Source organism: Fimbriimonas sp. LA-C6 (assembly GCF_055398105.1).
This window is the reverse complement of sequence record NZ_AP038796.1, coordinates 1,511,847-1,534,876: the sequence shown is the minus strand read 5'-3', so window position 1 is coordinate 1,534,876 and position 23,030 is coordinate 1,511,847. Positions and strand designations below refer to the sequence as shown.

Below are 23,030 nucleotides of genomic sequence, written 5' to 3'. Positions count from 1 at the left end.
ACTGATAACTCGTGTTATTCGTCTGATAATTCGTGTTATCATGAGGTCTGTAGAAACCTCATGAGTGCAACACAACGCGATGTAGCAGAGTTAGCAGGAGTGACACGCGCGGTCGTATCGGCCGTGCTGCACGGGGGCGCAAGCACCATTCGGGTCAGCGAGGAAACAGCAGAGCGCATAAGGAAGTGCGCGGCAGAACTCGGCTACCACCCCAATGCCAACGCTCGCAACCTAAGAAGATCTCAAACAAAACAGATCGGGATCCTTCACGGAGACGGCTTCCCAAGACTCCGGTTCAACGAAGGCTCCCGATACTTCTCAGCCCTCATGGATGGCATCGTTGAAGGCGCCTTCCGACACGGCTACACAGTCGGTCTATGTCCTGAACTCTTCAGCGACACCCCGGAAGACGCAATGGCAGACGGCCGCTTCGATGGCCTCATTTGGTACAGCACCTTCCCAAGCGAATCCAACCTAGCACGCCTCAAAAAGTGCTCCATCCCCATCGTCCTGATCCACTCAAAAGCATCAGACTTCGATGACCGCTACCCAACGGCAATCTGCGACAACGAAGATGGAATCCGCCAAGGACTCACCCATCTCGCAACCCTCGGACACCGAAAAATCGGCTTCGCCTACGACGGCGATTTCCTATTCGGTGAAGCAGGCATACGCCGCGAAGCATTCCTCCAACTCGGAGACGCCATGGGGCTTCAAACCTCACTGATCGATGTCAAATTCGATCGCTCAGGGATCCAAGAGTACATCAGCAACGGACCCAAACAATCCGCAATCCTCGCGCAAAACGACGGGCTAGCCAGCGATCTCATGATCGCCCTACAAGCCGCCGGTCACCGAGTACCAGAAGACATATCCATCGTCGGATTTGACTCCACGTCCTTCTGCGAACTTCAAAAACCGCCCCTGACTTCAATTTCGCAACCGACAACTGCTCTCGGCGAGAAGGCAATCGATCTCCTTATCCAGGTGATCAATGGAAACATGCCCGACCCGCTTGAAATCGTCCTGCCTTGTGGTCTCGATGTTCGAGGCTCAACGGCCATTTTCAATGATGAATTATATGAAACACAAAGCATTCACCTTAATTGAACTCCTCGTCGTGATCGCTATCATTGCGATCCTTGCAGCCATCCTCTTCCCAGTCTTCGCACAAGCCAAAGCGGCCGCAAAAAGCACCGCAGACCTGTCCAACCTCAAACAGACCTCGCTCGCTTTCATCATGTACTCAGGCGACGTGGATGACTACTTCCCACAAGCCTTCGATACGAACTGGAACAACCCCTGGCCACAAACCACCCAGCCGTACACCAAATCCTATGCGGTCTACCGCAGCCCACTCGATGGCGTATCCACACTGAAAGACACTGGCAACGGCGAACCACAATGGGCAGGCGTAGGCATCTCCTACGGTGTCAACTCCTACCTAGATAGCACCACCACCTGGCCCCCAATCCCGTCGGGCCCCATCACCCCAATGCACCTCGGCTGGACAGGTGTCAAATCCACCCTCAGCCAAACCCAAATGACCAACGTCTCAAACACGGTCTTGATGACGGACCGCTTCAACTCCGACCAACAAAAGCTGGGCCGAGCAGGCAACACCTCTGCCTTCACCGGCAGCTTCTTCTGCTGGAGAGACTACGACGCTCCAGAAGCAGGCAGAATCCCCGACGGCAAAAACACCTCAACCACCTATCCCAACGGTGGCAACGGTGGCGTCAGCGTCGCCAACGCCGGTAAAGCGAACTTCGCCTTCACCGACGGCCACGCCAAGTCCATGACCCCAGCACAAACCAACCCAGACGCCATCAACCAGAAGGACAAGAACCTCTGGAACGGGCTGCGCTAAAGGTTGCAAAACAACATGAAGAAACTCAGCATCCTATTCGCCCTCACCGCCCTGATCACCATGATCGGCTGCGGCTCAAGCGAGTCATCCATGTCGAAAAAGGAAGAGCAGGACTTCAAAGGAAAGCCAGTTCCGCCCGATGTCCTAGCAAAGATGAAAGCCGACTCCCAGAAGAACGCCGGCAAGTAGCCTAACTCAAAACAAAGACGCCTCAGAACCAACAGGTCCTGAGGCGTCTTAGTTTCAAGCCAACTTGGCAGCGACAGGGAAGTCGATATCCGTCTGCGCAACGGAATTGAAAAAGTTGGTGTACACGTTCAAAGCAACGTGACCCACGACCTCGGCAATCTCGCCATCACTCAACCCAGCCCCACGAGCCGCAGCCAACTCCGCATCCGAAACGTGACCCTTAGTGGCCAGAACAGCCTTGGCAAACGTAAGCGCTGCCTGAACCTTCGCATCCGAAGAAACACCACGACGAGCCTCCAAAATCGCCTCAGGCGTTAGCTTGACCATCCCGCCAATCGCAGTGTGAGCCGACAGACAGTAAAGACAGTCGTTCTCCTCGGCCACCACAAGCGCCAACTGCTCGCGAACAGGCCCGCTCAACTCGCCAGTTGCAAGCGCCCCAGAAAGCCCGAGATATCCGCTTAAAACAGCCGGCGAGTTAGCCATCGCTCGCGTCAGGTTAGGAACCAGTCCCATCTTTGCCTTAACTGCTGCAAGCAGCTCCTGTGCCTTTCCGGTTGCCGATATAGGGTCGATTTGATTGAAACGTGCCATTTTTATAATCCTTGTGTTCAATGATTGAATAACCATCAAAAAACTTATTGACGGTTATTCCATTTAACGGCATACTTTGTCAACGTTTATGCGAAAATAAATCCAAAGAGCCCGAAAAATCAATTAAGAGATATAACTGTCAAAAGATGGTAAGATGGTTAAAGGAAACACAATGGACTTCTTGCTTCTAGGCAATCACCCATTCTTAGACTTCATCAACACACAGCCAGTTGTGCAGGGAGAACCCATCGAGCAAATCGGTGACGGCGCCTCCTTCCTAAACCTCCTAGGCCGTCTAGAGCTCGAAGAGCTGCCAAGCCTACGGGGCGTCCAAGCCTCACAAATGGATCCCATCGCAGCCCGTGCACGCGAGATGCGAGAAGACTTCCGATCCCTCCTCATTGCGTCACGCCAAAGCCACGGATCGCCCCCCGACCTTGCCGCAGTCAATCAATGGATCGAGCGCCTAGGCGATCCCAGCCTCCGCCTCACCGAAACAGGTTTCTCCCTCAGCCACGTACGCCAACGCAACGACCCCGAGATGCTCTGGCTGGCCCCACTCCTTCTCTCCGGCACGGACCTCCTCACCTCAGATCAATTCAAACGCGTCCGAAAGTGCGCCAACGACCAATGCGTTCTCTGGTTCGTCGACACCACCAAAAGCGGCACCCGTCGCTGGTGCAGCATGTCCATCTGCGGCAATGTCGACAAAGCAAGAACATTCCGAAAACGACACCAGGAACCCTAAACCATGGACACACCCCAGCGCCCTCCACTCCCACCGTTCACCCAAGAAACAGCCATCCAAAAAGTGCGCCTCGCCGAAGACGGCTGGAACTCACGCGATCCAGAAAAAGTCGCCCTCGCCTACACCCCCGACAGCAAATGGCGCAACCGCGCCGAATTCCCCTCAGGCCGCGAAGAGATAGTCAGCTTCCTCACACAAAAGTGGCAGCGAGAAAACGAATACCGCCTCATCAAAGAACTCTGGGCATTCCACAACAACCGCATCGCCGTCCGCTTCGCCTACGAATGGCAAGACGCAGAAGGCAACTGGTTCCGCTCCTACGGCAACGAAAACTGGGAATTCGATGAAAACGGCCTCATGTCCGCAAGGCACGCCAGCATCAACGACCTACCCATCCAAGAATCAGACCGACTCTTCCATTGGCCCCAGGGACGTCGGCCAGACAATCACCCGGGGCTCTCAGAACTAGGGTTGTAAACCTACCAAAGGTACAAGTTATCCATCCCCACATAACCGGGGATGGTGCCATTCCCATAGATCTCAACGCGGTCGTACCCGCCCAACCCGCTCAGATCCCAACCACCCCAAACATATCCAGCAGTCGAAATCGGCAACACAGCCGAACCCAAGAACGTTGCCCCGTTGTAAAAGGCAAACTTAGCCATCGTCGTCCCGGGGCTACCAAACGGAACTCGGTAATACCCACCAAACATCTTGTGAACGGTAGGCAGCTTAATCCGAACATCCACCCCACGCCCAAACATCGAGTTCGGCGCGCTCAAAGGCGGCAAAAGAGCAGCGGCGTTCGTCACCAACATCGCGCCTCCAGCCCCGATGGAAGAGAACGTCCCGGCCCCCGCGAACCCCACAAATCCACCATACGCACCCACCGCCATCGTGTCAAACTTCTCCGAGGTAGGCGTAACAAATGGTCCCACCGGAACCTGGGCATAAGCAGCACCCATCACGCATACAGAAGCGGCAATTGCAGACATACGAAGCAACATCATCGTTTTTCTCCTAGTGCAGAGCGAGTAAAATCACCTGCTGTACCATTATAAAGTACTTTTATAAAAGAAAGGACTTTTATATAGAATATGTTCCAGCCGAACAGCACAGCAACAGGCTCACAGGGTGATAAGATAGGCCAATGATAGTCGCCGCCGCTCTCATGCTCCTCACCACCTCGGTGCAGCAAGACGACATATTTCTGAGCCACTTCGACGCCACTCTGGACTACCTCAAAGACCGTCCCGAAATGGTCGCAAATATCCGCGACACACTCGCAAAACGGTTCGGCCCCAAACTCGCAAAGGGCGAAGCTGTCGCCACCTTCCAAACCGACGTCCTATGGGTAATCGAGTCCGAAACACAGCCCTACGTGGTCTCCGAAGACGGCACACTCCACATGAAACTCACCCAGGTCGAAGCCACCAACCTATGGGGAGGAATGAGCCACCTCAAAAGCGGAGACGGATTCCCATGGCACTACGAAGTAGCCGGCAACCGCCTAGGCGGCGGACTCCTTGAGGTCTACACCAACGACCCTGACAACCTCCGCCAAAATGCCCCCAAAGGAACCCTCGAAGCCAAGGGCGTCCACACCAGCAAGGTCTATTCAGGCGTCACAAGGCACTGGTGGGTCTACACCCCCGCAGGCACCAAACCCGATCAAGAACTCCCCGTCATGGTCTTCCAAGATGGCCAATGGATGAAGGACTACATCGCCACAACCTTCGACAACCTCATCGCCAAAAAACAGATCCCACCCATGGTCGGCATCTTTCTAGAACCTGGAACCAAACCCGACGGCGCCTCCAACCGCTCCATCGAGTACGACACAATGAGCGATCAGTATTCGAAACTACTGCTGAAAGAGATCCTCCCAGAAGTAGAAAAAACGCAAAAACTAACCCAAGATCCCGAGCTCCGTGGAATCTGCGGCATGTCCAGCGGCGGCATCTGTGCGTTCACCGTCGCCTGGCAAAGACCCGATGCCTTCCGAAAAGTCCTCAGCTGGATCGGTAGCTACGTCAACCTCCAAGGCGGACGAACAGGCTTCGAAGGTGGCCATAACTACCCCTCCATGATCCGCAAGTTGGACAAAAAGCCAATCCGAGTATTCCTCCAAGACGGAGCCTACGACCTAGACAACCCCTACGGAAACTGGCCCCTGGCAAACCAAAGCATGGCAAAGGCCCTCGCCTGGAAAGCCTACGACTACAAATTCGTCTTCGGAAAGGGAAGTCACAACGATCGCCATGGTCGAGCAATCCTCCCCGACTCCCTCAGATGGCTGTGGCGCACGACGCCCTAACGGCATAAGCAACAAGGCACGGATGAGGCACCTGCTCGCTAAGAGCAACGACGTGGCTGGATTGAACGCGAAATCCAGCCACCTTTAACTCCTCCAAAACCGCATGCTCTTCAGCATAGAAAGTCATTGGCACTCCCCCCATGTGACTGATCTGAGATGCCGGGTCATATCCCAATCTCTCCCACAACTCCTCAGCAGGATGACCCACCAACGTCCGAACCACAAACACGCCACTCGGACCCAGCAGCGAATGCGCATTCCGCAAATAGATAGATCGCTGCTCGCCAATCATGTAGTGCAAACAGTCGGCGTCAATCACCAAATCTGCCTGACCCAGTAACTCTGTCTCAAGAGAACGACCCAGATCCGCAACATGAAAGGAGGCACCCACGCCAGAGGCATGGGCCTTCTCGCGAGCCCATGAAACCGCCTGGGAAGAAACCTCAAATCCAGTCATCTCCCATCCCTTGGCTGCCAAATAGAGCGACAGATCGCCAGCCCCGCAACCAAGCTCAACGCCAATCCCCGGAGGCGAAAGGATCGAGCCTAAGATCTCATCCCACCAGGAAAGACTCCACGAGAAAGAACTCTCCGGATACCAACCCGGAGAACCAGAACTTCGCAAGTGCCCGTAGCGGCCATCAATGAGATCAAACCGATCCATGACTACCAGAGCGCTACACAAACCCTAAAGGTTCGGAGAAAACTATTTCGGAGCAGCCTGTGGAGGTGCGCCAGCACCAGAGCCACCGTGCTTTTTATTGAACTCAGCTTGGAAATCAGCCAGACCCTTCTTGGCAGCATCAGAGCGAACACCGCCCTTCTCACCACCCTTGAAGGCAGCCTGTTCCTGGTTTGATAGATCGGTGGAAGAACCGCTTCCACAGCCAACGAGCGCAACTGTCACCGCAGCTGCAAGCAAGCAAAACTTGTTTGAGATGATTGTTTTCTGCATGGCTAATCTAAAGGGAGGGTCGGCTCCGAAGAGAAGCCGACCCTGCAACGTAACAAATTATCGAGTGGAGTCCCACATGTTCAGATCAGGCTTGTTCACCGGATCTGGGTTGGTGCTCGCAGGCTTCAGAGTCTTCGCGTGACCGTCGGCCATAACAAAGTTGCTCATGTCACCCTTCGAGAGGCTGACCGCGCCGCTTGGACCCAGGGGATATGCAGCACCAACGGTACCGTTTGGATAACCAAGCGAACTCATCGCATTTGGGTTACCCGTTGGGATCTCGCTAGGTGCACCCCAATCCCACCAGCTCACGCCCGCAAACACGGAACCATAGAAAGCGCTGTACACGCCCATGCTGCCGTACTTCACAGCATCGCCGTTAAACTTGTCCGCAAGCAAAACGGTCTCAGCTGGCTTGGTCACAGCCGTCGCATTTCGAGACTCATTGGCAATCCAGCCCTGAGCCATTGGCGTCATCATGCCGTAAAGCTTAGTGCCCGTCCCATCGTCGCGAATAAAGCCGTTCGCTCCGTAAGACATCGTCACACCTAACGCCCAATCATAAGGGAATACAGTGGCTGGCCATCCAAAATTTGGATCGAGTGGGCTGCGGAACAAGCCGAAACCATTCTTCGGAGCAGTTTGGCTACCGAGGCCCTTGCCGCTCATATCACCCGTCTTTACGTAAGGCTCAATAAGCGCTGGCCAAGCATGCTGCCATGCAGCATCCAATCCGTAAGGCACGACATCGTCATAGTCGCCCTCATACATGGTCACGGCCAGACCAAGTTGCTTCACATTCGAAAGGTCAGACACGTTCTTAGCGGCGGCTTTCGCTTGTGCAAATACAGGGAAAAGAATGGCGGCTAAGATCGCGATAATGGCGATTACTACAAGTAACTCAATAAGAGTGAAACCTCTATGTTTCATACAATAACTACCTACTTTGGTGCGGTCGTGGTGGAACCTCGAATGTCGAGGCGACACGGGAAGATGACTTCGGAAGGAACCAGGCTTTCTCCGGCGATGCTCTGCACAAGCATCTCCACAGCTTGTTCCCCCATGCTGACGAGAGGTTGATAAATCGAAGTAAGGGTAGGTCTCAACTCATTGCAGTAAGAAGTCGAGTCAAAACCAATCACGGATAGCTGGTCAGGTATCGAGATCCCATGCGTGTGAGCCTTTTTAAGAAAGTCGGCGGCAAGCCCGTCATGCTCGCAAATAATCGCTGTATGACGTAAATCAGAGGTCAAATACCGGTCGATTCCTGAGCGATCCCAGTGAGTATCAATCAAGTCGTCCGCGCTCGTCTCCAGCCCCAAGCTCTTCGTGTGTTGCAAAAACGACTTGCCACGGATCGTAGCTTCTTCAAACAAAACCTCTGCTTCCCAGGCAAAACCGATCTTCCGATGCCCAAGAGAAGCAAGATGCTCCACCGCCAATCCGATCCCTTGAGAGTTGTCGCACATCACCGAAGGAAACCGGTGATTGAGCTGCTTGGCAGGGGTGTGAATCACCACCAACGGGACCGAACACTGACTCAGGGCCTCGTAGTTTTCAGTCGAAGGGAAGGTGCTATACCAAACCAAACCATCAAATCGACCGTCACTCATCGAGTCTTCGGAGCTGGCTCCCAACAGCTTGGGGCATAAGGTCACGGAATACCCGTGCTTAAAGGCTCCATCCACAATGCCGTCCATCAGCGAAGCGAAATAGCGCGAGCCCGAGTCGAACTTCATGCGGGCAAATCCAACCCCGTGAAGCACACCGATCATCATCGTCTGCCGCTCGCGGAAGTTGCGAGCCATCACGTTGACTCGGTAACCCAAATCCTTGGCAGCCTGTCTCACTCGCTCCGACGTGGACTCACTCACACGGATCGAAGTCGCACGGTTATGCAAAACCCGCGATACAACCGTTGGGGTGACTCCTGCCAGTTGGGCTACGTCTCGAAGTGTTACTGCCATAGTAAACAATCCTAGCTTTAATTCACGCTAAAGAAACTTGATATATCGTTATACCAAGAGACAATATAGCAAAGGCATTTTGAAAATGCCAACGAATTTCACGAATATTCATGTAATTATCAGGTTAGGAAAACCCGCTCAGGTTCAAATGAAAAGTGAACTCAAGGCGCGATTGGTATAACGATGTATCATCAACTTCTCAAAACTCACCCAGCGAGCTACCATGCTCAGTTCTCCTGTCGGACTTCCTCAATGCTTAACCAACCAAGTTCGGAGGCTACAAGACCGTGAAATTTACCGACGGTAACTGGATGATGCGTCCCGGCGTAAAGGCGAGCTACCCGGCCGAAGCCTACGAGGCACGCATCGAGGGTAACGAGATCGTCGTCGTCGCACCCTGCAACAACATCCGACACCGAGGCGACACCCTCCAAGGGCCGGTCATCACTGTCCGCCTCTCCTCCCCCGCCCCAGATGTCATCCGGGTACGACACGCCCACTTCATCGGTGCCGCCCAAAAGGGACCCCATTTCGCACTGTTTGAGCAAAGCACCAACGTCAGAACACTCGTAACTGAAGACGAGATCAAGCTGACTTCTGGAGAACTAAGCGTCGCCATCGACCGCAAGAAGCAGTGGCATCTCGCCTTCCAAGCGGGCGGAAAAACCATCACCCAAAGCCCACCCAAAGGCACCGGATATGTACAAGTAGAAGGATCCGGCACCTTCATGCACGAGCAGCTCACCCTCAGCGTCGGCGAACTCGTCTACGGTCTCGGAGAGCGGTTCACCGCCTTTGTGAAGAACGGGCAAGTGGTAGACCTCTGGAACAAAGACGGCGGAACCAACAGCGAGCAAGCCTACAAAAACGTTCCGTTCTACATGACCAACCGTGGCTATGGTGTCTTCGTCAACCAACCCGAAGAAGTCTCCTACGAAATCGCCACCGAGAAAGTCTCCAACGTCCAATTCAGCGTCCCAGGTGAGTCCCTCGACTACTTCGTCATCTACGGCCCAACCCCCAAGGAAGTCCTGGAGAAATACACTGCACATACCGGCAAGCCAGCACTCCCACCCGCTTGGTCCTTCGGTCTCTGGCTCTCCACATCGTTCACCACCAGCTACGACGAAGAAACCGTCACCGGCTTCATCCAGGGAATGGCGGATCGTGACATCCCCCTCAGCGTGTTCCACTACGACTGCTTCTGGATGCGTGGCTTCCACTGGTGCGACTTTGAATGGGACCCAGCCGTCTTCCCCGACCCTAAAGCCATGCTCAGCAGGTTGCATGATCGAGGTCTCAAAGTCTGCATCTGGATCAACCCCTACATCGCCCAAGCCTCCAAGCTCTTCGCGGAAGCAGCCGCAAACGGCTACCTCCTCAAGCGAACCAACGGAGATGTCTGGCAGTGGGACATGTGGCAGCCCGGAATGGGAGTCATCGATTTCACCAACCCAGCAGCCAAAGCCTGGTTCCAAGACCAACTCCGAGCACAAATCGACCTAGGCGTAGACGCCATCAAGACCGACTTCGGCGAGCGCATCCCCACAGACGTCGTCTACTTCGACGGCTCCGATCCCATGCGGATGCACAACTACTACACACAGATCTACAACCAAGCCGTGTTCGACGTACTTGAAGAGAAGAAGGGCAAAGGCGAGGCGGTCCTGTTTGCTAGATCCGCAACAGCAGGGGGTCAACAATGCCCCGTCCACTGGGGTGGAGACTGCTGGTCTACCTTCGAAGCCATGGCCGACAGCCTCCGAGGAGGACTCTCCCTCGGCATGTCCGGCTTCGGCTTTTGGAGCCACGATATCGGAGGCTTCGAAGGTCTCCCAGCCCCCGAACTCTACAAGCGCTGGGTTGCTTTCGGACTGCTTTCCAGCCACAGTCGCCTGCACGGAAGCGGCTCCTACCGGGTGCCCTGGGTCTACGACGAAGAGGCGGTTGACGTCCTCCGGTTCTTCACCAAACTGAAGCACCGCCTGATGCCCTACCTCTGGTCCAAAGCCTGCGAGGCGAACGAAAAAGGCATCCCCATGATGCGAGCCATGCACCTGGAGTTCCCCAATGACCCCGCCTGCGATACCCTCGACAGGCAGTACATGCTGGGCGAATCCCTCCTAGTGGCCCCGGTCTTCTCCCCCGACGGCTGGGTGGACTTCTATGTCCCAGAAGGACGCTGGACACACCTCCTCACCAAGGAAGAAATCACCGGCCCCCGCTGGGTCCGGAAACAGTTCGACTACCTCAGCCTCCCCCTCTACGTCCGCCCAGGAACCCTCCTTCCCACCGGCAACCGAGACGACCGCCCGGACTACGCCTATGAGGTCGAAACCCAACTCGAACTCTTCGGTGCAGACTCAGGAGAAGTAGAACTCAGAACCCTCCAAGGTGAAAAAGCAACCGCCAAAGTCACCCAAGGCAAACTAGTCGCCTCAGAGAACCTAACAGCACCTGTGCTGAAAAGCTAGTCCCAGGAAAGTTGGCCGACATCAATCGTCGGCCAACTCCTGTCTGCAAAGACCTGAGGCCAGGATAGAGTTCGTACACAATTGGGTCTCATTTCCCGTTGTTTGAGTTCAAGAAAGCCATAATGTTAAGTGAAGGAGAAATCCCATGGCGATTCCCGAAGAGCTAAAAAACACGATCATAGTCGATGACGAGATTTTAGGAGGGACACCGTGCTTTAAGGGAACAAGGGTGCCCCTGGCTACATTTCTTGATCACATTGAAACGGGATATTCGTTGGATCGCTTCCTGAAAGGCTACTCAAGCGTTCATCGAGAGCAAGCCACTGTCGTCCTTGAATGGCTAGGCAGCCAAGGTCGTCATGCATTTGGCCTTGATCTTGTCTCATGAAAATCCTCATAGATGAGAACATCGATGAGGCATTCCACGAATTTATGCCTAAGCATGATGTCGAACATGTTGTCGGAATGGGGTGGCAAGGTACGCAGAATGGCAAGCTTCTAGCCAAAGCTGAGGAAGCTGGGTTCGAGGTTTTTATTACCGCCGATAAAAACATGCCCTATCAGCAGAGCATGAAAGGCAAGCCTTTCCCACTGATCGTGCTGGACATTCACCCCAACATCTTAGTGAACCAGGTCGCATGTGTCTCGATGATAGAAGAGCAAATCAAGACATCCATGCCTGGACAGGTGTACGTGATAGCGGGACCTCATCCAAAGCGAATTCGACCCTGAATCTCGAGGGCAGGTACTCCTCGTTTGCCACGAGTCTGAGATGGCTGGATGGCAAGAAACAAATCAGTCAACTCCTCAGCTCGAAGTCGAATGTTTGCCAGTAAACAGATCGGTAAACGTCAGTCGATCCATGTTGGACCTCTTCTCCAAGCGGAACACCGAGCCGTCCATGTTGAGGCGGATGATGGGGCCTTTGTCTCCGTACCAGGGGGAGGCGAGGAGGCCGTGTTGGTGGTTGGTTTGGGCGTCTTGCCAGGCTGTGGCGGGTGCCTTGCCAGCTCGGATCCAGTTCACTAGGTAGGAGAAGCTGATTCGGATAGGAGACTTCTCGCGATACTCGGGAAGGGCGGGGTCGATGGGGAAGCTTGTGCCAGACCGGTTGGGATCGTTCTCGGCGAGAAACTCGGCATCATCGCCAAGGTCGCGTCGTACTGCGAGAAGGTCTAGGGGAGGTAGGCCGTCGTTGGTGGACTGGTACATGGAGATCGCCACATAGATGTGTCGCATCTTCCGAATATCGTTCTTCTCCACCCCGCCGTCCAGCGCTACTCGGCCGACTCCGTAGAGGATCCCGGCGAACACAATAAGCACGGCGACGCACACCAGTAGTCCCTGTATGGTGAGTCCCCGCTCGCGCATGGCGAAACCACTTTACCCATGTGGAGTAGACATACTCTGCTAAAAGATGGTGCAGATGTTAGAAAGCAACGGCTTCGTCATGGTGGAGTCAGTTTTGGATGCTCCTGAAGTTGCCAGGCTGATCGACCATATGGGCAGTTCGGCTCTTCCTGGAAGGAGAAACATCCTCACCGATCCTGTCATTAAAGCCCTTGCTTTTTCTGAATCCGTAAGGAACCTAGTTGAGCCGATTTTAGGTTCAGAGGCCTTCCCTGTACGGGGGATCTTCTTCGACAAGACACCCGAAGCCAACTGGATTGTGCCTTGGCACCAGGACCTCAGCATTGCGGTGGAACAGAGGCATGAGATGGACGGATATGGTCCTTGGAGCGTGAAGGAAGGGGTGGTGCATGTACAACCTCCTGCCTCGATTCTTGAGCAAATGGTGACGGTGCGGCTGCACCTGGATGATTGCGGCGAAGACAATGGTCCCGTTCTCGTCATCCCCGGCTCCCATCGCTTCGGCAAGATGCGTGAAGCGGAGATATCGGAGCGTCTGAGCGCGGAAGTGGCTTGCACCGGACCTGCAGGCGGGGCTCTCATCATGCGACCCCTCATCCTCCACGCATCGCGAAAATCAAAACACGTTGCCCATCGTAGAGTGATTCACTTGGAGTTTTCGGCGAAACCTTTACCGTTACCGCTGGCTTTTTGTGGTTTCGTGCCCTGAGTGATACGGATAGAGAAACCGGCTACGGGGATGACGCGGTAGACTCCATGCACCCAATGGGCAACGTTGCTTGTCCATCAAGGTCAAACAAGAAGAACATGGCAGCAGTCGCGACCGAGCAGACCGTAAATATTACAGTCAACGACATCCCAGTAGCCGTCCCCAAAGGCGAGCTTATTGTTGAGGCTGTAAAGCGCGTAGGCCTAGAAATCCCTATTTTCTGTTACCACCCTCGCATGAAGCCGGTGGGCATGTGCCGCATGTGCTTAGTAGAGGTGGGAACGAAGGGACCAGATGGCAGCGTCCGCATGATGCCCAAGCCGCAGGCAGCCTGTTCCTTGCCAGCCAGTGAAGGCCTGGTGATCTACACCGATACCGAGCGACTCCACACAGATCGACGTGGTGTTCTTGAGTTCCTGCTGATCAACCACCCTCTGGACTGCCCGATCTGTGACCGTGGCGGCGAATGCCCCCTCCAGAACAACACCCTCTTCTACGGCCCTACCACCAGCCGCTACGTGGAGATCAAGCGCCATGCACCGAAGGCGTTCCCACTGAGCAAGTACGTCACTCTTGACCTTGAGCGATGTATTCAATGTGGTCGATGTGTGCGATTCACTGAAGAGATTTCCGGCGACAAGCAGCTTGGTTTCCGCTTCCGAGGCGCTCATATGCAGCCGAGCACCTTCGACATGTCGTTGTTCACCAGCAAGTTCTCTGGCAACGTCATTGAGATCTGCCCTGTCGGCGCGCTGACGAACTCGAAGTACCGGTTCCGCGCCAGACCATGGGACCTCCAGACTCGACCAGCCGTCTGTACGGGTTGCGGCAACGGCTGCAACATCCACTTCGACTACCGAGGCGACCAGATGGTGCGCATCAACGGTCGAACCAATGAGGCTGTGAACGAGGAGTGGACTTGCGATAAGGGCAAGTTCGGCCACGATTTCTATAACGCAGAAGATAGGCTCAAATCGGTTCTGATTCGCCGCGACAACAAACTGGTTACCGCAGAGTGGGGCGAGGCTTACAGACAGATTATCGAAGCCTTCAAAGCTGGAAACGGCAGTGATGTCGCCCTGATCGGCGGCCACAAGAACTCGAACGAGGATGTGTACCTCGGCCAGAAACTGTTCCGACAGACCTTCAAGAGCGAGAACATCGACCACCGGTTCACCAGCACCTTGGTGAAGCCAAGCGAGAGTTTTGAGACTCGTCTCGGCGTGGATCGAGTTCAGAGCACCATTGCTAGCTTCGAATTCGCGAAGTCGATTCTGGTATTCGGCACTGACCTGTCCGATGAAGAGCCGATCGTCTACCTCCGAGTCCGTAAGGGCTGGTTCCAGAACGGCACCAAGGTGATCGTCGCCCACCACGCTGAGACCGACGCAGATTCGTTTGCCCACACGGTGCTCCGATATGCACCTGGCACGGCCGATACTTTGGCCAAGGGTCTTCTTGCACTGCTCGCATCGCAGGGCAAAGTACAGGGTTCAGATGAACTCAACGCCTTCACACCGGAGCATGTTGCTTCCGTGACCGGTGTTTCTGTTGAGCGACTTCAGGAAGCTGCAGCGCTTCTCGGCGAAACCACACCGACCATCACAACCCGTGCGCTTCTGAACGAGGTCGGTGGAAAGAATGCACTGGATGCTTTGGCAACCATGTCGAAAGCGACTGGGGCAGCCTTCAACCACTTCGGCCTCTATGCCAACGACGAGGGAGCGACCTTGCTCGGCATGGTCCCTGGGGAAGGTGGCAAGGACACCCACGAGATCCTGCGAGGCTGCATCAACGGCGAGATCCGCGCCCTTTGGATTGTGGGTTGCGACATCTTTGAGAGCCACCCAGACAAGGCGTTTGTTGCCAATGCGCTTGAGAATGTTGACTTCTTGGTAGTCCAAGACTGCAACCACTCGGAAGCTGTGAACTACGCCAGCGTCGTGCTGCCCATGGCTGCTCCTGCGGAGGCTGATGGAAGCTACACCAACGTGGAGCGACGGGTGCAGCGCATGAAGCAGGTACTCCCCACCAAGGGAGACGCGAAGTCGGCTTGGAAGAGCTTTGCTGAACTCGCGATGCGCATTCAGCAGGATCGCCCCTTCTTCAACCCCGGCGAAGTGATGGACAAGATCGCCGCTGAGGTCCCTGCCTTCGCTGGTTGCACTTACAGCGAACTGGAAGGCGAAGGCTTCCTCCTCCGTAGAGGCTAGACGATCACGACCGAGACCCGCGTGATACCCTTATCCGCGCAGATACCGGAGACCCTCGTTGAGATTTCAGCGAGGGTTTGTTCTTTTGCTTGACCCGCTTGGAAGCAGACGAGGTTAGGAACTTGCAGGACGTGTGACACTTGCTCTGGGTGCGGGCCGTTGAGTTCTTTGTAGGCGACGTCGATCGTGATCTGAATCGCCCCTTCCGTTCGGGCAGAGAGTTCTTCGACCATGCTCACCAGATGAGGTTGAAGTTCCTCAAGCGTTGTCGCCGTCGATTCCCCGACATAAAGATTCCCAAACTGGTCCGTAGCTCCCCACTGCATCCCACCATTTTGCGTGAAATCTGATTTTGAAATTTTACGGATATTCGGTTTTCAAAGGTCGTTGAGGTTTTGGCCTTGTGCGTGATGATACGGAACAGCGTTGGGAGGGGTAGGGAATTGGTCTTGTTTTGAACCTGCGTAAGGTGGGTGTTGGGGCCGGTTTGGTGGGTTGAAGGCAGGGATTTTTGGGGAAGGGCGGAGGGCTTTGGGGAGAAAATAAGTACTAAAATTTACCCATTTTTGGGCTTTTTTCAGGTTTTTTGGTGTGTTTTCGGGTGTTTTGATTTCGAGACTTTGAGGTCGCCGAGAAAGGTGTCAAGTGGTTTACTTAGCCGTGTCGACCCACCGGAATGTGCGTTGGGTGCGTCATAGCGGTCTCAGTGAAGTTGATATTTTTGACTGTATCGCACTGTTTGCTGACATGGTAACCTGGGTCCCGATCTGTCCAGAGGATCTCCGGGCTAACCACTATCAGGTTGCCGAATCTGCACCGTCTGACCGGCAAGTTGTTCCAGAGGACAAACAATTTCCTTTGCCCAGCGTATCCACAGAAACTTAGTCCTTCGCATTGGTGCAGGAAATTCTGAATAGTGCTACCGCGCCGATCCCGATCACCCCGGGGATGAGATAGACGACTGAGTAAAACTGCATATTGCGTTGAAGTTGCAACACCACATACGCCCCAACCGTTGTGGTCGCTGCAAAAACAAATCCTTCTTTGTATGCGCTCTGACCAAGGCCTACGGTTTTGGCAAACCCTAAGTAGAAGAGCAGGGTTCCTGCAAAGATCAGAAAAGTTCCAACCTGAATTATTTGATTTAACTTAGCAGCCTCCACATCCATTAGTGCAAAAACCATAAGGCATTCTATACCGTGGTTAAGGGTTCTACCAATGGGCAGGGGCATTCGCAAGACGGGTTGTACTCTCTTGTAGTTCCTTGAACCCACGAAAAGTCTCACTAAGGTCGGTTGATCCACCTTATGGCCTCTTCAACTAGGTTGGACTCAGAATTCAGCACGAAGAGTTGCGCATAAGGCCACCGATCACCACAAACCCGACGCATGTAAGAACACCAACGATCGTCTGGCACACATCTCGCACTCTGCGCCTGAGTAGATCAACTCACCGGAGGCAATACGCCGACGGAGCGTGTCACTTCCGCCTCATAGAGCGTAGGCGATTCGAAAGCCGGCATAAGACAAACCTAAGAAGATGAATACTGCGCACACTTGCATGTCTTTCATTAATCGTATCTAATGACTCCGTTCGCATTCCTCCCAATAATTAGCCCTGCGTTTCGTTTCAGGCTAGGCTGGTTGGCGTGTTCGGACGTTGATTGTGCGGCGCTTTGAATGTGTGTGGGTTGCGTTTGGATTGGAGGTCGGTTGGTGATTGGTCGGTTTTGCCCCCTCACTCCGGCTCTCTCCCCCAAGTTCTGGAGAACTTGGGGGAGAGAGGGTTCCGGAATGGCTTTTGATCCTAGGGCTTGCGCCGTTGGGTTGTTGGTATGCAGGTCCGTTGGGCCTCTCAGAGGGGTTGGGTGTCGTCGAGGGCTGGTGGCTTCTGGCACCCTTTCGGGGTGTGGTTCTTGTGGTGGCTTTCGGTGGGTCTTCGACGCCACCGCTATTTTCTGGCATCCCGTTTGGGATGCTTCGGAGGGGATGGGAGCGTGCTGACAGCACTTGGGGCTGGTGGTGGTTGGATTCCAGGACTTCGTCCTTCGCTCGGACGGAGCGCCCCATTCGGGGCTAGGGTTGTGTTCTGATTTGTGAGTGGGGCATTCTGCGACTCCTCTGGAGTCGGGGGAGTCGGGGGAGTTGGGGGCGGCTATCCAGGGGTCTGCGACGCCCTGGCTATTCTCTGGCATCCCGTATGGGATGCTTCGGAGGGGAAACGGAGCGTGCTGACAGCACTTGGGGTTGGTGGTGGTTTGAGTACCAGGACTGCGTCCTTCGCTCGGACGGAGCGCCCCATCGGGGCTGGGGAGCGTGCGTTGCTGACTTCTTGTTGGATTGGAAATCGGGTGGTGTTTGGTAGGTTTAGCCCCCTCACTCCGGCTCTCTCCCCCAAATTCCGGAGAATTCGGGGGAGAGAGAGGTCCCGGAATGGCTTTTGACATCAGGGTTTGCGCCGTTGGGCTGTTGGTATGCCGGTCCGTTGGACCTCTCGGAGGGGCTGAGTGGAGGTTGACGGTTTTTGGCACCTGTTCCTCGGGCGCATTTTTGTTTTACGGTGAGCTCTTTTGGTGCGCCACTTCAGGGCTACGGGATGTGGCGATCGTTAGTTGAGCTTTATTGTGTTGGCGTCTTCTCGGTCGGTGAGGTTTGTTGTTGCACCTGATATCAGGGCTCTCAGGATCAGTAGGGGGGCGCTGATTTGTAGCGAGATGTGGTCGTGGGGGATGGATCGTGTCAGGCATTCTCCTAGCATGTTGCTGATGGCTTCGCGTTGGTTGCGGTTGAAGCTGGTTGCTTGTGATGCTACTTTGCGCCTTGATTCTGGCGTGGAGAGGCGATGGCGGTAGTTTGTTAGGTTTTGGAAGAGGGCGTTATCGTAGCCGGTGGAGAGTGCGGCGTTGAGGAGGATGGGCAGGATCCATATGACTTGTTCGGTGGACATTGCTGGTAGGGTTTCGCTCCAGGTTTGGGCTGTTTCGAGGTTTATCTCTCCGAATGTGGTTGCTTCTGTTAGCTGGCCGGGGATGTGGGTCGATGTCATTCTTGAAAAGTTGGTGGCGAATTCTGGGTGCATTTTGGTGTGGATTAGATCAGGTAGCGGGTGTTCTCGATGTGCTTGGGTGTGGCGGAGCGCTTGTCTAGGGCGGTCATGCGATTGATCATGAGGAGTGGGCCTGTTGAGGAGCTTTCATAGAGAATTTCATCGGTAACGAACTCAATGATGAGCCGGCTCAGGGCGGCTAGCTGATCTACATTGAGTCTGTGTAGTTGTTTGAATGCCTCTTGGGTGTCGTTGGGGCAACTGAGGTGGAGTGAGTAGAACGAGAGATGGCATGAAGTGTTCTCGCTCTCTGGGAGCCTTAGTGCGGCTGACAGGAGTAGTGGCAGGACGATGATGGCTTGAGTGGGCGACATTTCTTCTACCGACACCGCAATGGTGCTGAGGGTGCGCCAAGGGTAGTCACCTAGCGTGGCGTAGTGGAGGTCGCGGGCAAGGCATGGTTGGCCACAAACCTCGAAGAAGTTGGAGCCGGTTTTGACTTTTGCAAAGTGGGTTTGGAATTCGGGGTGGTGTTGGAAGTTCACTTTCTGGGGCCTTCTGGTCTACATCGTAACTCTATGGTTGGTGGTTAATGTGAAATATGCTGGCCAAAGGTCCCATGTTGGGATTGTTGAGGTGGAGAATGGTCGGTATGGTTACTGCCTTTCTCGCTTACTCTGCTCTGGCTTGCCAAGTGAATCCTGCTAAGCAGGCTCTTCTTGATTCGATTGCGGCTTATCAGAAGATGAAGTCTTTCTCTATGACGATTGAGCATTCGGACTCTTCTGGGTTGTTTCCTGGGCATTTTGTTCAGGAGTTGGTTTGGGCCAAGGGTGGGGTTTTTGAGCTTAAGGTTACGAAGAAGTCGGACTTTAAGGAGAGTGAGGGTGCCCATGGCATGTTGGCGCCGGATTACTTTTCTGATGGGAAGACGGTGACGGTGGTTGGGGGCGGAAGGGAGACGCGCACGGAGAGTGTAGTGCCGCGCGAGAACACGTCACCGGGTTGGGAAGTGAGTGGTGGTTTGCCTATGTCGTTCCTGCAAGACACTGCTCTGGTGAAACTGTTGACGAATCCTCCTAAGGAGTTTACGGGGACTTTCTCCTTTGGTTCGACCACCAAGTGGAAAGGTGAGAGCGTGAAGGATGTGCAGCTTGAGATGGCGGTAGGGGCGGCCAAGCAAGTGGCGCACATCTATTTGTCTGATGACAAGGAAGTGGTGGGTATGGAGACTGATTTTGGAGGGAAGCAGCATGTTGCGCAATACACCAAGCGGAAGAAGGATTTTGTGGTGCCTGCGAAGTTAGGGACGGTAAGTGGCGGTTGATCCTCAGCGCAAGGCGTTGATGGCCATGCCGAATGTGGGGCCAGCCTTTGCGGCTGACCTCATTTTGCTTGGGATCACGGAGGCTTCGATGTTGAAGGGGCAGGACCCTGTTTTGCTTTATGAGAAGCTTTGTACCGTGACTGGGGTTCGGCATGATCCGTGTGTGTTGGACACGTTTCGTGCGGTGGTTCACTTTGTGGAGACGGGTGAGAGTCGGAAGTGGTGGGAGTTTACTTCCTTAAGAAAAGCACGATGATGATCGTGTTGGTTTGATTGACTCCTGTCACTTGCGTGTCTCCGCACGCAAGTGCAACTAAAAGATTAGTGCCCCCTGGAAAATCCAAGGGGTCTTAGTGGAAGCCAATCAAACAATGGACCATAGGCCCGCAACTAGCTTTACTCTCCAGTTGCTCTGACTGGATGGTGTTCCGAAATGTTCCAAAAAGGTTCGAACTTTTTTGGAAATCTTTTTTTGAGTCTAATTTGAGCGTGTTAGGGACGCTTGACACAAAAAAGGGGGCCATTGGCCCCCGGTAATTTGAACAGTGACTGATCAGCTTTTTTCGACTAGTTTCGCTTTGACCGCCTTCATTGCGGCTTCTGTTCGCGAGTTGACTTGGAGCGCTTTCAGAATATTACTTACGTGATTCTTAACGGTCTTTTCTGCGATCGAAAGTCGTGTTGCGATTTCCTTGTTTCTTAGGCCTTGGGCAACTAGGTCGAGGATTTCTTGTTCACGATCGCTGAGGACGTACATCTCTGAGTCGTCGATTTCGTCTTCTTCTTTTACGCGGCGGAAGTCTTCCAAGACCTTGGTGGCGATTCTTGGGGTGATTTTGGCTTCGCCTTTTTCTGCGAGTCGGATCGCTTCGATGACGTCTTGTGGGGTGCTGGTTTTGAGGAGGTAGCCGAGAGCGCCTGCTCGGAAGGCTTCGTAGACGGTGTCGTCATCTTCCTTTACGGTGAGGATAACTACTGCTACGCCTTTCTCTTGTTTGAGGAGTTTGCGGGTGAGTTCGATACCGCTGAGGCGTGGCATGTTGATGTCTGTGAGGAGGACATCGGGTGGATCTGCCAGGCACGCATCGAGGGCCTCTTGTCCGTCTTTGCAAACTGCAATGAGGTCACATTCGGTCATGAGGGTGAGAGTCTTCTCTAGGGCCTTTCTGTAGGAAGGTTCATCGTCTGCGACAACCACGCGAATCTGCTGAGACATGCGCCGATTATACAGTGGTTCGGTTTTTTGGTGCGGTCGAAAGGCCCGAGTTGTTGGGCCTTCGGATTGTATCTGCTAGAATTCCCGTACTCACATGGTTCAAAAGTCTGTTGCGGTTCGACGCTTAGGTCTGTGCTTGGTGTCTTTTGGTGTGGTCTTTGCGATGGCTGGGTGCCGGCACCAAGCGTCGCTTCCGGAATCTCCCTTGATGTTGGCGATTCGGTCAAGGAATGCATCGGAGGTGCAGCGGCTTCTGAAGGAAGGCGCGGATCCCAATGGAGTGGTGACTATCTCCAGTCCGCTAGATATTGCCGCTGACTGCAAGTCGGTCGAAATGACCAAGATTCTTTTGGCCGCTGGCGCTGATCCGAATGGAACACGGAAAGGTGAGGAGGACACTCCGATTGCCAGAGCGGCTGGTAGTGGGAGCATTGAGGTGATGCAGACATTGCTTGATGCGCACGCAGATATTAATCGCCCGTCGCGCGACAATCTGCCGATTATCGCTTTTGCCATCAATCGACCAGTGGCTGAGTTTTTGGTTTCGAAGGGGGCAGTACTCAATCCTCCACCCATCAAAGGTTGGAGTTTGTTGGAACGGCATTTGATGGGTGGTCACGATGACGTTGTGACCTATCTTGTTGAGAAGGGCGTGCGGCCTGGACCCAAAGAACATGTGGTTGCTTTTTCGGTTGGAAGAGTTCCTTTGATGGATATGTTTGTCAAATTGGGGTGTTCCGTTAATCAGAAATATCCTGCAGTTCGTCTAACTGACGGTTACATGTATCCACTTCACGCTGCGGCGATTCACAATGATCCTCCTTCGATTTCGTTCCTATTGAGTCATGGAGCTGACCCTCGCCAGAGGGATTCTAACGGTTTGACTCCACTCATGCAGGCTAGTCGGTACCACCTCGATTTGGCATTGAAGGCGCTTCTTGAGAAAGATCATGATGTCGATGCTCAGGATGAGAAGGGACGCACTGCCCTTCATTTTGCTGTTGAGCGCCAGAAGATTGAGGGGCTTGCTCTTGGGAAAAACAAACGTTATGAGCGTCGGGAATGGCCTGCTAAGGACACATTGAGTTTGCTTTTGGCGGCGAAGGCCAATGTGAACGTTCAGGATAAAAATGGTTGGAGTCCACTTTTCCGTGCCGCTACTCTTGGAGAGTCGGATCTTGTGCAGGTGCTGCTGGCTGCGGGAAGCGATTCGAAGTTGAAGGATAAGGAAGGGAAGACTGCTTTGGATCGTAGTCGAGAGTTTTCGGATACGGAGCAGGTTCAGAAACTGCTTCAAGGTGTGAAATGAAGAGGTTGTTTGTTTGGGGCGTTTGTCTGGTGGTCGCTTGTGTTGGTTGTAAGCGGTCGGAAAATGAGGCTCGCGTTCCTTCTCCTCTGTTTGTTGCCGTTGCGGATCATGACCTTTCAAAGACCATGGAGTTATTGAAGGCGCATCCGAATCTTGAAGAGAGTTTCAGGGGGCAAACTTTGCTGTCACGTGCTGTGCAGGATCAACAGTACGACATCGCGGAGGCACTCTTGAAAGCTGGGGCAAAAACAAAACCTACTCGTGACGGTGAGGGGCCGATGGAGGAGGCTGCACGTAAGGGAGATCTTAGAACTTGTAAGTTGATCTTCCAATACAGTAAGACGTTTGATCGGGTTGGGTGCGGGCCGTTGGCGCTGCAAAATGCGTGTCGGAGTGGCAACACCGAGTTGGTTGGCTACATGTTAGACCATGGGGCGCAGATCAACGCTCGTGAGCCAGAGTGGCACGGGTTAACTCCGTTGGATGTTGCGATTTATTTTGTTAGGCCGGAGGTTGCGCGGTATCTATTGAAGCGTGGGGCGGAACCTGTTCTTACGATCCAGATGCCTGACGAGCGCAATGACGCCACGCCTGCAGAAAAGGCTGAGCTTAAGCGAATTTGTCGCACTGTTGTGGCTAAGAAGTCGGAGGTGTACTTTGATCTTGAGGAGTTCTGCAAGACGCATCCTCAATACAAGTCATTAGGTGCCGGATAGGCTGCATAAT

Annotated in this window: 28 protein-coding genes; 15 read left to right on the top strand and 13 right to left on the bottom strand. The window is 54.0% G+C overall.

The window, feature by feature from the left end; genetic code table 11:
• The first annotated feature begins 60 nt into the window (after positions 1-60).
• The 3 genes from ACZ51B_RS07225 to ACZ51B_RS07215 are packed head-to-tail and all read left to right on the top strand — an operon-like array spanning position 61 to position 2,059.
• Positions 61-1,110, top strand: coding sequence for a LacI family DNA-binding transcriptional regulator (locus tag ACZ51B_RS07225; protein ID WP_464296564.1), 1,050 nt, complete (start codon positions 61-63; stop codon positions 1,108-1,110).
• Positions 1,082-1,870 (top strand): prepilin-type N-terminal cleavage/methylation domain-containing protein, encoded by a 789-nt coding sequence (locus tag ACZ51B_RS07220; protein WP_464296563.1) that lies wholly within the window; start codon positions 1,082-1,084, stop codon positions 1,868-1,870. Before ACZ51B_RS07225 ends, ACZ51B_RS07220 begins: the two co-directional genes overlap by 29 nt.
• Positions 1,871-1,885: 15 nt before the next feature.
• Positions 1,886-2,059 (top strand): hypothetical protein, encoded by a 174-nt coding sequence (locus ACZ51B_RS07215; RefSeq protein ID WP_464296562.1) that lies wholly within the window; start codon positions 1,886-1,888, stop codon positions 2,057-2,059.
• Positions 2,060-2,113: 54 nt separating this feature from the next.
• On the opposite strand, the gene ACZ51B_RS07210 is transcribed toward ACZ51B_RS07215, so the two are convergent.
• A complete protein-coding gene (locus ACZ51B_RS07210; protein ID WP_464296561.1) occupies positions 2,114-2,653 on the bottom strand; it encodes a carboxymuconolactone decarboxylase family protein in 540 nt (179 codons plus the stop codon).
• Between the two features lie 172 nt (positions 2,654-2,825).
• Between ACZ51B_RS07210 and ACZ51B_RS07205 the strand changes: the two genes are divergently transcribed.
• Together ACZ51B_RS07205 and ACZ51B_RS07200 are read left to right on the top strand one after the other, a co-directional pair.
• Positions 2,826-3,401, top strand: a complete 576-nt coding sequence (locus ACZ51B_RS07205; RefSeq protein ID WP_464296560.1) for a CGNR zinc finger domain-containing protein — start codon at positions 2,826-2,828, stop codon at positions 3,399-3,401.
• A gap of 3 nt (positions 3,402-3,404) precedes the next feature.
• Positions 3,405-3,878, top strand: coding sequence for a nuclear transport factor 2 family protein (locus ACZ51B_RS07200; protein ID WP_464296559.1), 474 nt, complete (start codon positions 3,405-3,407; stop codon positions 3,876-3,878).
• Positions 3,879-3,880: 2 nt separating this feature from the next.
• Here the strand turns inward: ACZ51B_RS07200 and ACZ51B_RS07195 are convergent, their stop codons facing one another.
• Positions 3,881-4,411 (bottom strand): hypothetical protein, encoded by a 531-nt coding sequence (locus ACZ51B_RS07195; RefSeq protein WP_464296558.1) that lies wholly within the window; start codon positions 4,409-4,411, stop codon positions 3,881-3,883.
• Positions 4,412-4,551: 140 nt separating this feature from the next.
• Between ACZ51B_RS07195 and ACZ51B_RS07190 the strand changes: the two genes are divergently transcribed.
• On the top strand, positions 4,552-5,718 hold the full coding sequence (locus tag ACZ51B_RS07190) for an alpha/beta hydrolase (protein WP_464296557.1): 1,167 nt from the start codon (positions 4,552-4,554) through the stop codon (positions 5,716-5,718).
• Here ACZ51B_RS07190 and ACZ51B_RS07185 read toward each other — a convergent pair.
• Genes ACZ51B_RS07185 through ACZ51B_RS07170 form a run of 4 tightly spaced genes read right to left on the bottom strand, consistent with a single transcriptional unit; the run spans position 5,690 to position 8,640 of the window.
• Complete coding sequence (locus ACZ51B_RS07185; protein WP_464296556.1) at positions 5,690-6,382, bottom strand: class I SAM-dependent methyltransferase; 693 nt, start codon at positions 6,380-6,382, stop codon at positions 5,690-5,692. The genes ACZ51B_RS07190 and ACZ51B_RS07185 overlap by 29 nt on opposite strands.
• Before the next feature lie 42 nt (positions 6,383-6,424).
• Complete coding sequence (locus ACZ51B_RS07180) at positions 6,425-6,673, bottom strand: hypothetical protein (protein ID WP_464296555.1); 249 nt, start codon at positions 6,671-6,673, stop codon at positions 6,425-6,427.
• Positions 6,674-6,730: 57 nt separating this feature from the next.
• Positions 6,731-7,603 carry a prepilin-type N-terminal cleavage/methylation domain-containing protein gene (locus ACZ51B_RS07175; RefSeq protein ID WP_464296554.1) on the bottom strand — a complete coding sequence of 291 codons (873 nt, stop codon included), beginning with the start codon at positions 7,601-7,603 and terminating at the stop codon, positions 6,731-6,733.
• Positions 7,604-7,614: 11 nt separating this feature from the next.
• Positions 7,615-8,640: a LacI family DNA-binding transcriptional regulator gene (locus ACZ51B_RS07170; protein ID WP_464296553.1), complete on the bottom strand. Its 1,026-nt coding sequence runs from the start codon at positions 8,638-8,640 to the stop codon at positions 7,615-7,617.
• A 287-nt stretch (positions 8,641-8,927) separates the two neighbouring features.
• On the opposite strand from ACZ51B_RS07170, the gene yicI reads away from it, so the two are divergent.
• The 3 genes from yicI (at position 8,928) to ACZ51B_RS07155 (ending at position 11,846) form a co-directional block, all read left to right on the top strand.
• Complete coding sequence (gene yicI, locus ACZ51B_RS07165) at positions 8,928-11,114, top strand: alpha-xylosidase (protein WP_464296552.1); 2,187 nt, start codon at positions 8,928-8,930, stop codon at positions 11,112-11,114.
• Positions 11,115-11,259: 145 nt separating this feature from the next.
• Entirely contained in the window at positions 11,260-11,502 is a 243-nt protein-coding gene (locus ACZ51B_RS07160) for a DUF433 domain-containing protein (protein WP_464296551.1), read from the top strand.
• A complete protein-coding gene (locus ACZ51B_RS07155; protein WP_464296550.1) occupies positions 11,499-11,846 on the top strand; it encodes a DUF5615 family PIN-like protein in 348 nt (115 codons plus the stop codon). Before ACZ51B_RS07160 ends, ACZ51B_RS07155 begins: the two co-directional genes overlap by 4 nt.
• Positions 11,847-11,921: 75 nt before the next feature.
• Here the strand turns inward: ACZ51B_RS07155 and ACZ51B_RS07150 are convergent, their stop codons facing one another.
• Positions 11,922-12,485, bottom strand: coding sequence for a hypothetical protein (locus tag ACZ51B_RS07150; RefSeq protein WP_464296549.1), 564 nt, complete (start codon positions 12,483-12,485; stop codon positions 11,922-11,924).
• 55 nt (positions 12,486-12,540) lie between these two features.
• Here ACZ51B_RS07150 and ACZ51B_RS07145 point away from each other — a divergent pair, with 55 nt between their 5' ends.
• Together ACZ51B_RS07145 and nuoG are read left to right on the top strand one after the other, a co-directional pair.
• Positions 12,541-13,194 carry a phytanoyl-CoA dioxygenase family protein gene (locus tag ACZ51B_RS07145; protein WP_464296548.1) on the top strand — a complete coding sequence of 218 codons (654 nt, stop codon included), beginning with the start codon at positions 12,541-12,543 and terminating at the stop codon, positions 13,192-13,194.
• Positions 13,195-13,292: 98 nt separating this feature from the next.
• A complete protein-coding gene (gene nuoG, locus ACZ51B_RS07140; protein ID WP_464296547.1) occupies positions 13,293-15,407 on the top strand; it encodes an NADH-quinone oxidoreductase subunit NuoG in 2,115 nt (704 codons plus the stop codon).
• Here the strand turns inward: nuoG and ACZ51B_RS07135 are convergent.
• From ACZ51B_RS07135 to ACZ51B_RS07115, 5 genes are all read right to left on the bottom strand, one after another.
• A complete protein-coding gene (locus ACZ51B_RS07135; RefSeq protein ID WP_464296546.1) occupies positions 15,404-15,733 on the bottom strand; it encodes a hypothetical protein in 330 nt (109 codons plus the stop codon). The two genes, nuoG and ACZ51B_RS07135, sit on opposite strands and share 4 nt — an antisense overlap.
• Positions 15,734-16,288: 555 nt before the next feature.
• Positions 16,289-16,591 (bottom strand): hypothetical protein, encoded by a 303-nt coding sequence (locus tag ACZ51B_RS07130; RefSeq protein ID WP_464296545.1) that lies wholly within the window; start codon positions 16,589-16,591, stop codon positions 16,289-16,291.
• Between the two features lie 386 nt (positions 16,592-16,977).
• Complete coding sequence (locus ACZ51B_RS07125; protein WP_464296544.1) at positions 16,978-17,601, bottom strand: hypothetical protein; 624 nt, start codon at positions 17,599-17,601, stop codon at positions 16,978-16,980.
• Positions 17,602-18,014: 413 nt separating this feature from the next.
• The gene (locus tag ACZ51B_RS07120; RefSeq protein WP_464296543.1) at positions 18,015-18,452 is read right to left on the bottom strand and encodes a hypothetical protein; all 438 of its coding nucleotides are present in this window, start codon (positions 18,450-18,452) and stop codon (positions 18,015-18,017) included.
• Between the two features lie 44 nt (positions 18,453-18,496).
• A complete protein-coding gene (locus ACZ51B_RS07115) occupies positions 18,497-18,997 on the bottom strand; it encodes a hypothetical protein (protein WP_464296542.1) in 501 nt (166 codons plus the stop codon).
• A gap of 107 nt (positions 18,998-19,104) precedes the next feature.
• Between ACZ51B_RS07115 and ACZ51B_RS07110 the strand changes: the two genes are divergently transcribed.
• Positions 19,105-19,779 carry a hypothetical protein gene (locus tag ACZ51B_RS07110; protein WP_464296541.1) on the top strand — a complete coding sequence of 225 codons (675 nt, stop codon included), beginning with the start codon at positions 19,105-19,107 and terminating at the stop codon, positions 19,777-19,779.
• On the top strand, positions 19,769-20,035 hold the full coding sequence (locus tag ACZ51B_RS07105) for a helix-hairpin-helix domain-containing protein (protein WP_464296540.1): 267 nt from the start codon (positions 19,769-19,771) through the stop codon (positions 20,033-20,035). The genes ACZ51B_RS07110 and ACZ51B_RS07105 overlap by 11 nt, the downstream gene beginning before the upstream one ends.
• 297 nt (positions 20,036-20,332) lie before the next feature.
• Here the strand turns inward: ACZ51B_RS07105 and ACZ51B_RS07100 are convergent, their stop codons facing one another.
• The gene (locus ACZ51B_RS07100; protein WP_464296539.1) at positions 20,333-20,995 is read right to left on the bottom strand and encodes a response regulator; all 663 of its coding nucleotides are present in this window, start codon (positions 20,993-20,995) and stop codon (positions 20,333-20,335) included.
• Positions 20,996-21,089: 94 nt separating this feature from the next.
• Here ACZ51B_RS07100 and ACZ51B_RS07095 point away from each other — a divergent pair, with 94 nt between their 5' ends.
• Positions 21,090-22,304: an ankyrin repeat domain-containing protein gene (locus ACZ51B_RS07095; RefSeq protein WP_464296538.1), complete on the top strand. Its 1,215-nt coding sequence runs from the start codon at positions 21,090-21,092 to the stop codon at positions 22,302-22,304.
• Complete coding sequence (locus ACZ51B_RS07090; protein WP_464296537.1) at positions 22,301-23,020, top strand: ankyrin repeat domain-containing protein; 720 nt, start codon at positions 22,301-22,303, stop codon at positions 23,018-23,020. Before ACZ51B_RS07095 ends, ACZ51B_RS07090 begins: the two co-directional genes overlap by 4 nt.
• Positions 23,021-23,030: the final 10 nt, after the last annotated feature.

Excerpts from the sequence above, each read along its gene's own strand:
- ACZ51B_RS07125 (WP_464296544.1), bottom strand. The coding sequence starts at position 17,601 with ATGCCAGAGAATAGCCAGGGCGTCGCAGACCCCTGGATAGCCGCCCCC.
- ACZ51B_RS07190 (WP_464296557.1), top strand. The coding sequence starts at position 4,552 with ATGATAGTCGCCGCCGCTCTCATGCTCCTCACCACCTCGGTGCAGCAA.
- ACZ51B_RS07215 (WP_464296562.1), top strand. The coding sequence starts at position 1,886 with ATGAAGAAACTCAGCATCCTATTCGCCCTCACCGCCCTGATCACCATG.
- ACZ51B_RS07130 (WP_464296545.1), bottom strand. The coding sequence starts at position 16,591 with ATGGTTTTTGCACTAATGGATGTGGAGGCTGCTAAGTTAAATCAAATA.
- ACZ51B_RS07180 (WP_464296555.1), bottom strand. The coding sequence starts at position 6,673 with ATGCAGAAAACAATCATCTCAAACAAGTTTTGCTTGCTTGCAGCTGCG.
- ACZ51B_RS07210 (WP_464296561.1), bottom strand. The coding sequence starts at position 2,653 with ATGGCACGTTTCAATCAAATCGACCCTATATCGGCAACCGGAAAGGCA.
- nuoG (WP_464296547.1), top strand. The coding sequence starts at position 13,293 with ATGGCAGCAGTCGCGACCGAGCAGACCGTAAATATTACAGTCAACGAC.
- ACZ51B_RS07200 (WP_464296559.1), top strand. The coding sequence starts at position 3,405 with ATGGACACACCCCAGCGCCCTCCACTCCCACCGTTCACCCAAGAAACA.
- ACZ51B_RS07090 (WP_464296537.1), top strand. The coding sequence starts at position 22,301 with ATGAAGAGGTTGTTTGTTTGGGGCGTTTGTCTGGTGGTCGCTTGTGTT.
- ACZ51B_RS07185 (WP_464296556.1), bottom strand. The coding sequence starts at position 6,382 with ATGGATCGGTTTGATCTCATTGATGGCCGCTACGGGCACTTGCGAAGT.
- ACZ51B_RS07155 (WP_464296550.1), top strand. The coding sequence starts at position 11,499 with ATGAAAATCCTCATAGATGAGAACATCGATGAGGCATTCCACGAATTT.
- ACZ51B_RS07170 (WP_464296553.1), bottom strand. The coding sequence starts at position 8,640 with ATGGCAGTAACACTTCGAGACGTAGCCCAACTGGCAGGAGTCACCCCA.
- ACZ51B_RS07110 (WP_464296541.1), top strand. The coding sequence starts at position 19,105 with ATGGTTACTGCCTTTCTCGCTTACTCTGCTCTGGCTTGCCAAGTGAAT.
- ACZ51B_RS07100 (WP_464296539.1), bottom strand. The coding sequence starts at position 20,995 with ATGTCTCAGCAGATTCGCGTGGTTGTCGCAGACGATGAACCTTCCTAC.
- ACZ51B_RS07150 (WP_464296549.1), bottom strand. The coding sequence starts at position 12,485 with ATGCGCGAGCGGGGACTCACCATACAGGGACTACTGGTGTGCGTCGCC.
- ACZ51B_RS07220 (WP_464296563.1), top strand. The coding sequence starts at position 1,082 with ATGAAACACAAAGCATTCACCTTAATTGAACTCCTCGTCGTGATCGCT.
- ACZ51B_RS07195 (WP_464296558.1), bottom strand. The coding sequence starts at position 4,411 with ATGATGTTGCTTCGTATGTCTGCAATTGCCGCTTCTGTATGCGTGATG.
- ACZ51B_RS07205 (WP_464296560.1), top strand. The coding sequence starts at position 2,826 with ATGGACTTCTTGCTTCTAGGCAATCACCCATTCTTAGACTTCATCAAC.
- ACZ51B_RS07225 (WP_464296564.1), top strand. The coding sequence starts at position 61 with ATGAGTGCAACACAACGCGATGTAGCAGAGTTAGCAGGAGTGACACGC.
- ACZ51B_RS07145 (WP_464296548.1), top strand. The coding sequence starts at position 12,541 with ATGTTAGAAAGCAACGGCTTCGTCATGGTGGAGTCAGTTTTGGATGCT.
- ACZ51B_RS07160 (WP_464296551.1), top strand. The coding sequence starts at position 11,260 with ATGGCGATTCCCGAAGAGCTAAAAAACACGATCATAGTCGATGACGAG.
- ACZ51B_RS07095 (WP_464296538.1), top strand. The coding sequence starts at position 21,090 with ATGGTTCAAAAGTCTGTTGCGGTTCGACGCTTAGGTCTGTGCTTGGTG.
- ACZ51B_RS07120 (WP_464296543.1), bottom strand. The coding sequence starts at position 18,452 with ATGACATCGACCCACATCCCCGGCCAGCTAACAGAAGCAACCACATTC.
- ACZ51B_RS07135 (WP_464296546.1), bottom strand. The coding sequence starts at position 15,733 with ATGCAGTGGGGAGCTACGGACCAGTTTGGGAATCTTTATGTCGGGGAA.
- ACZ51B_RS07175 (WP_464296554.1), bottom strand. The coding sequence starts at position 7,603 with ATGAAACATAGAGGTTTCACTCTTATTGAGTTACTTGTAGTAATCGCC.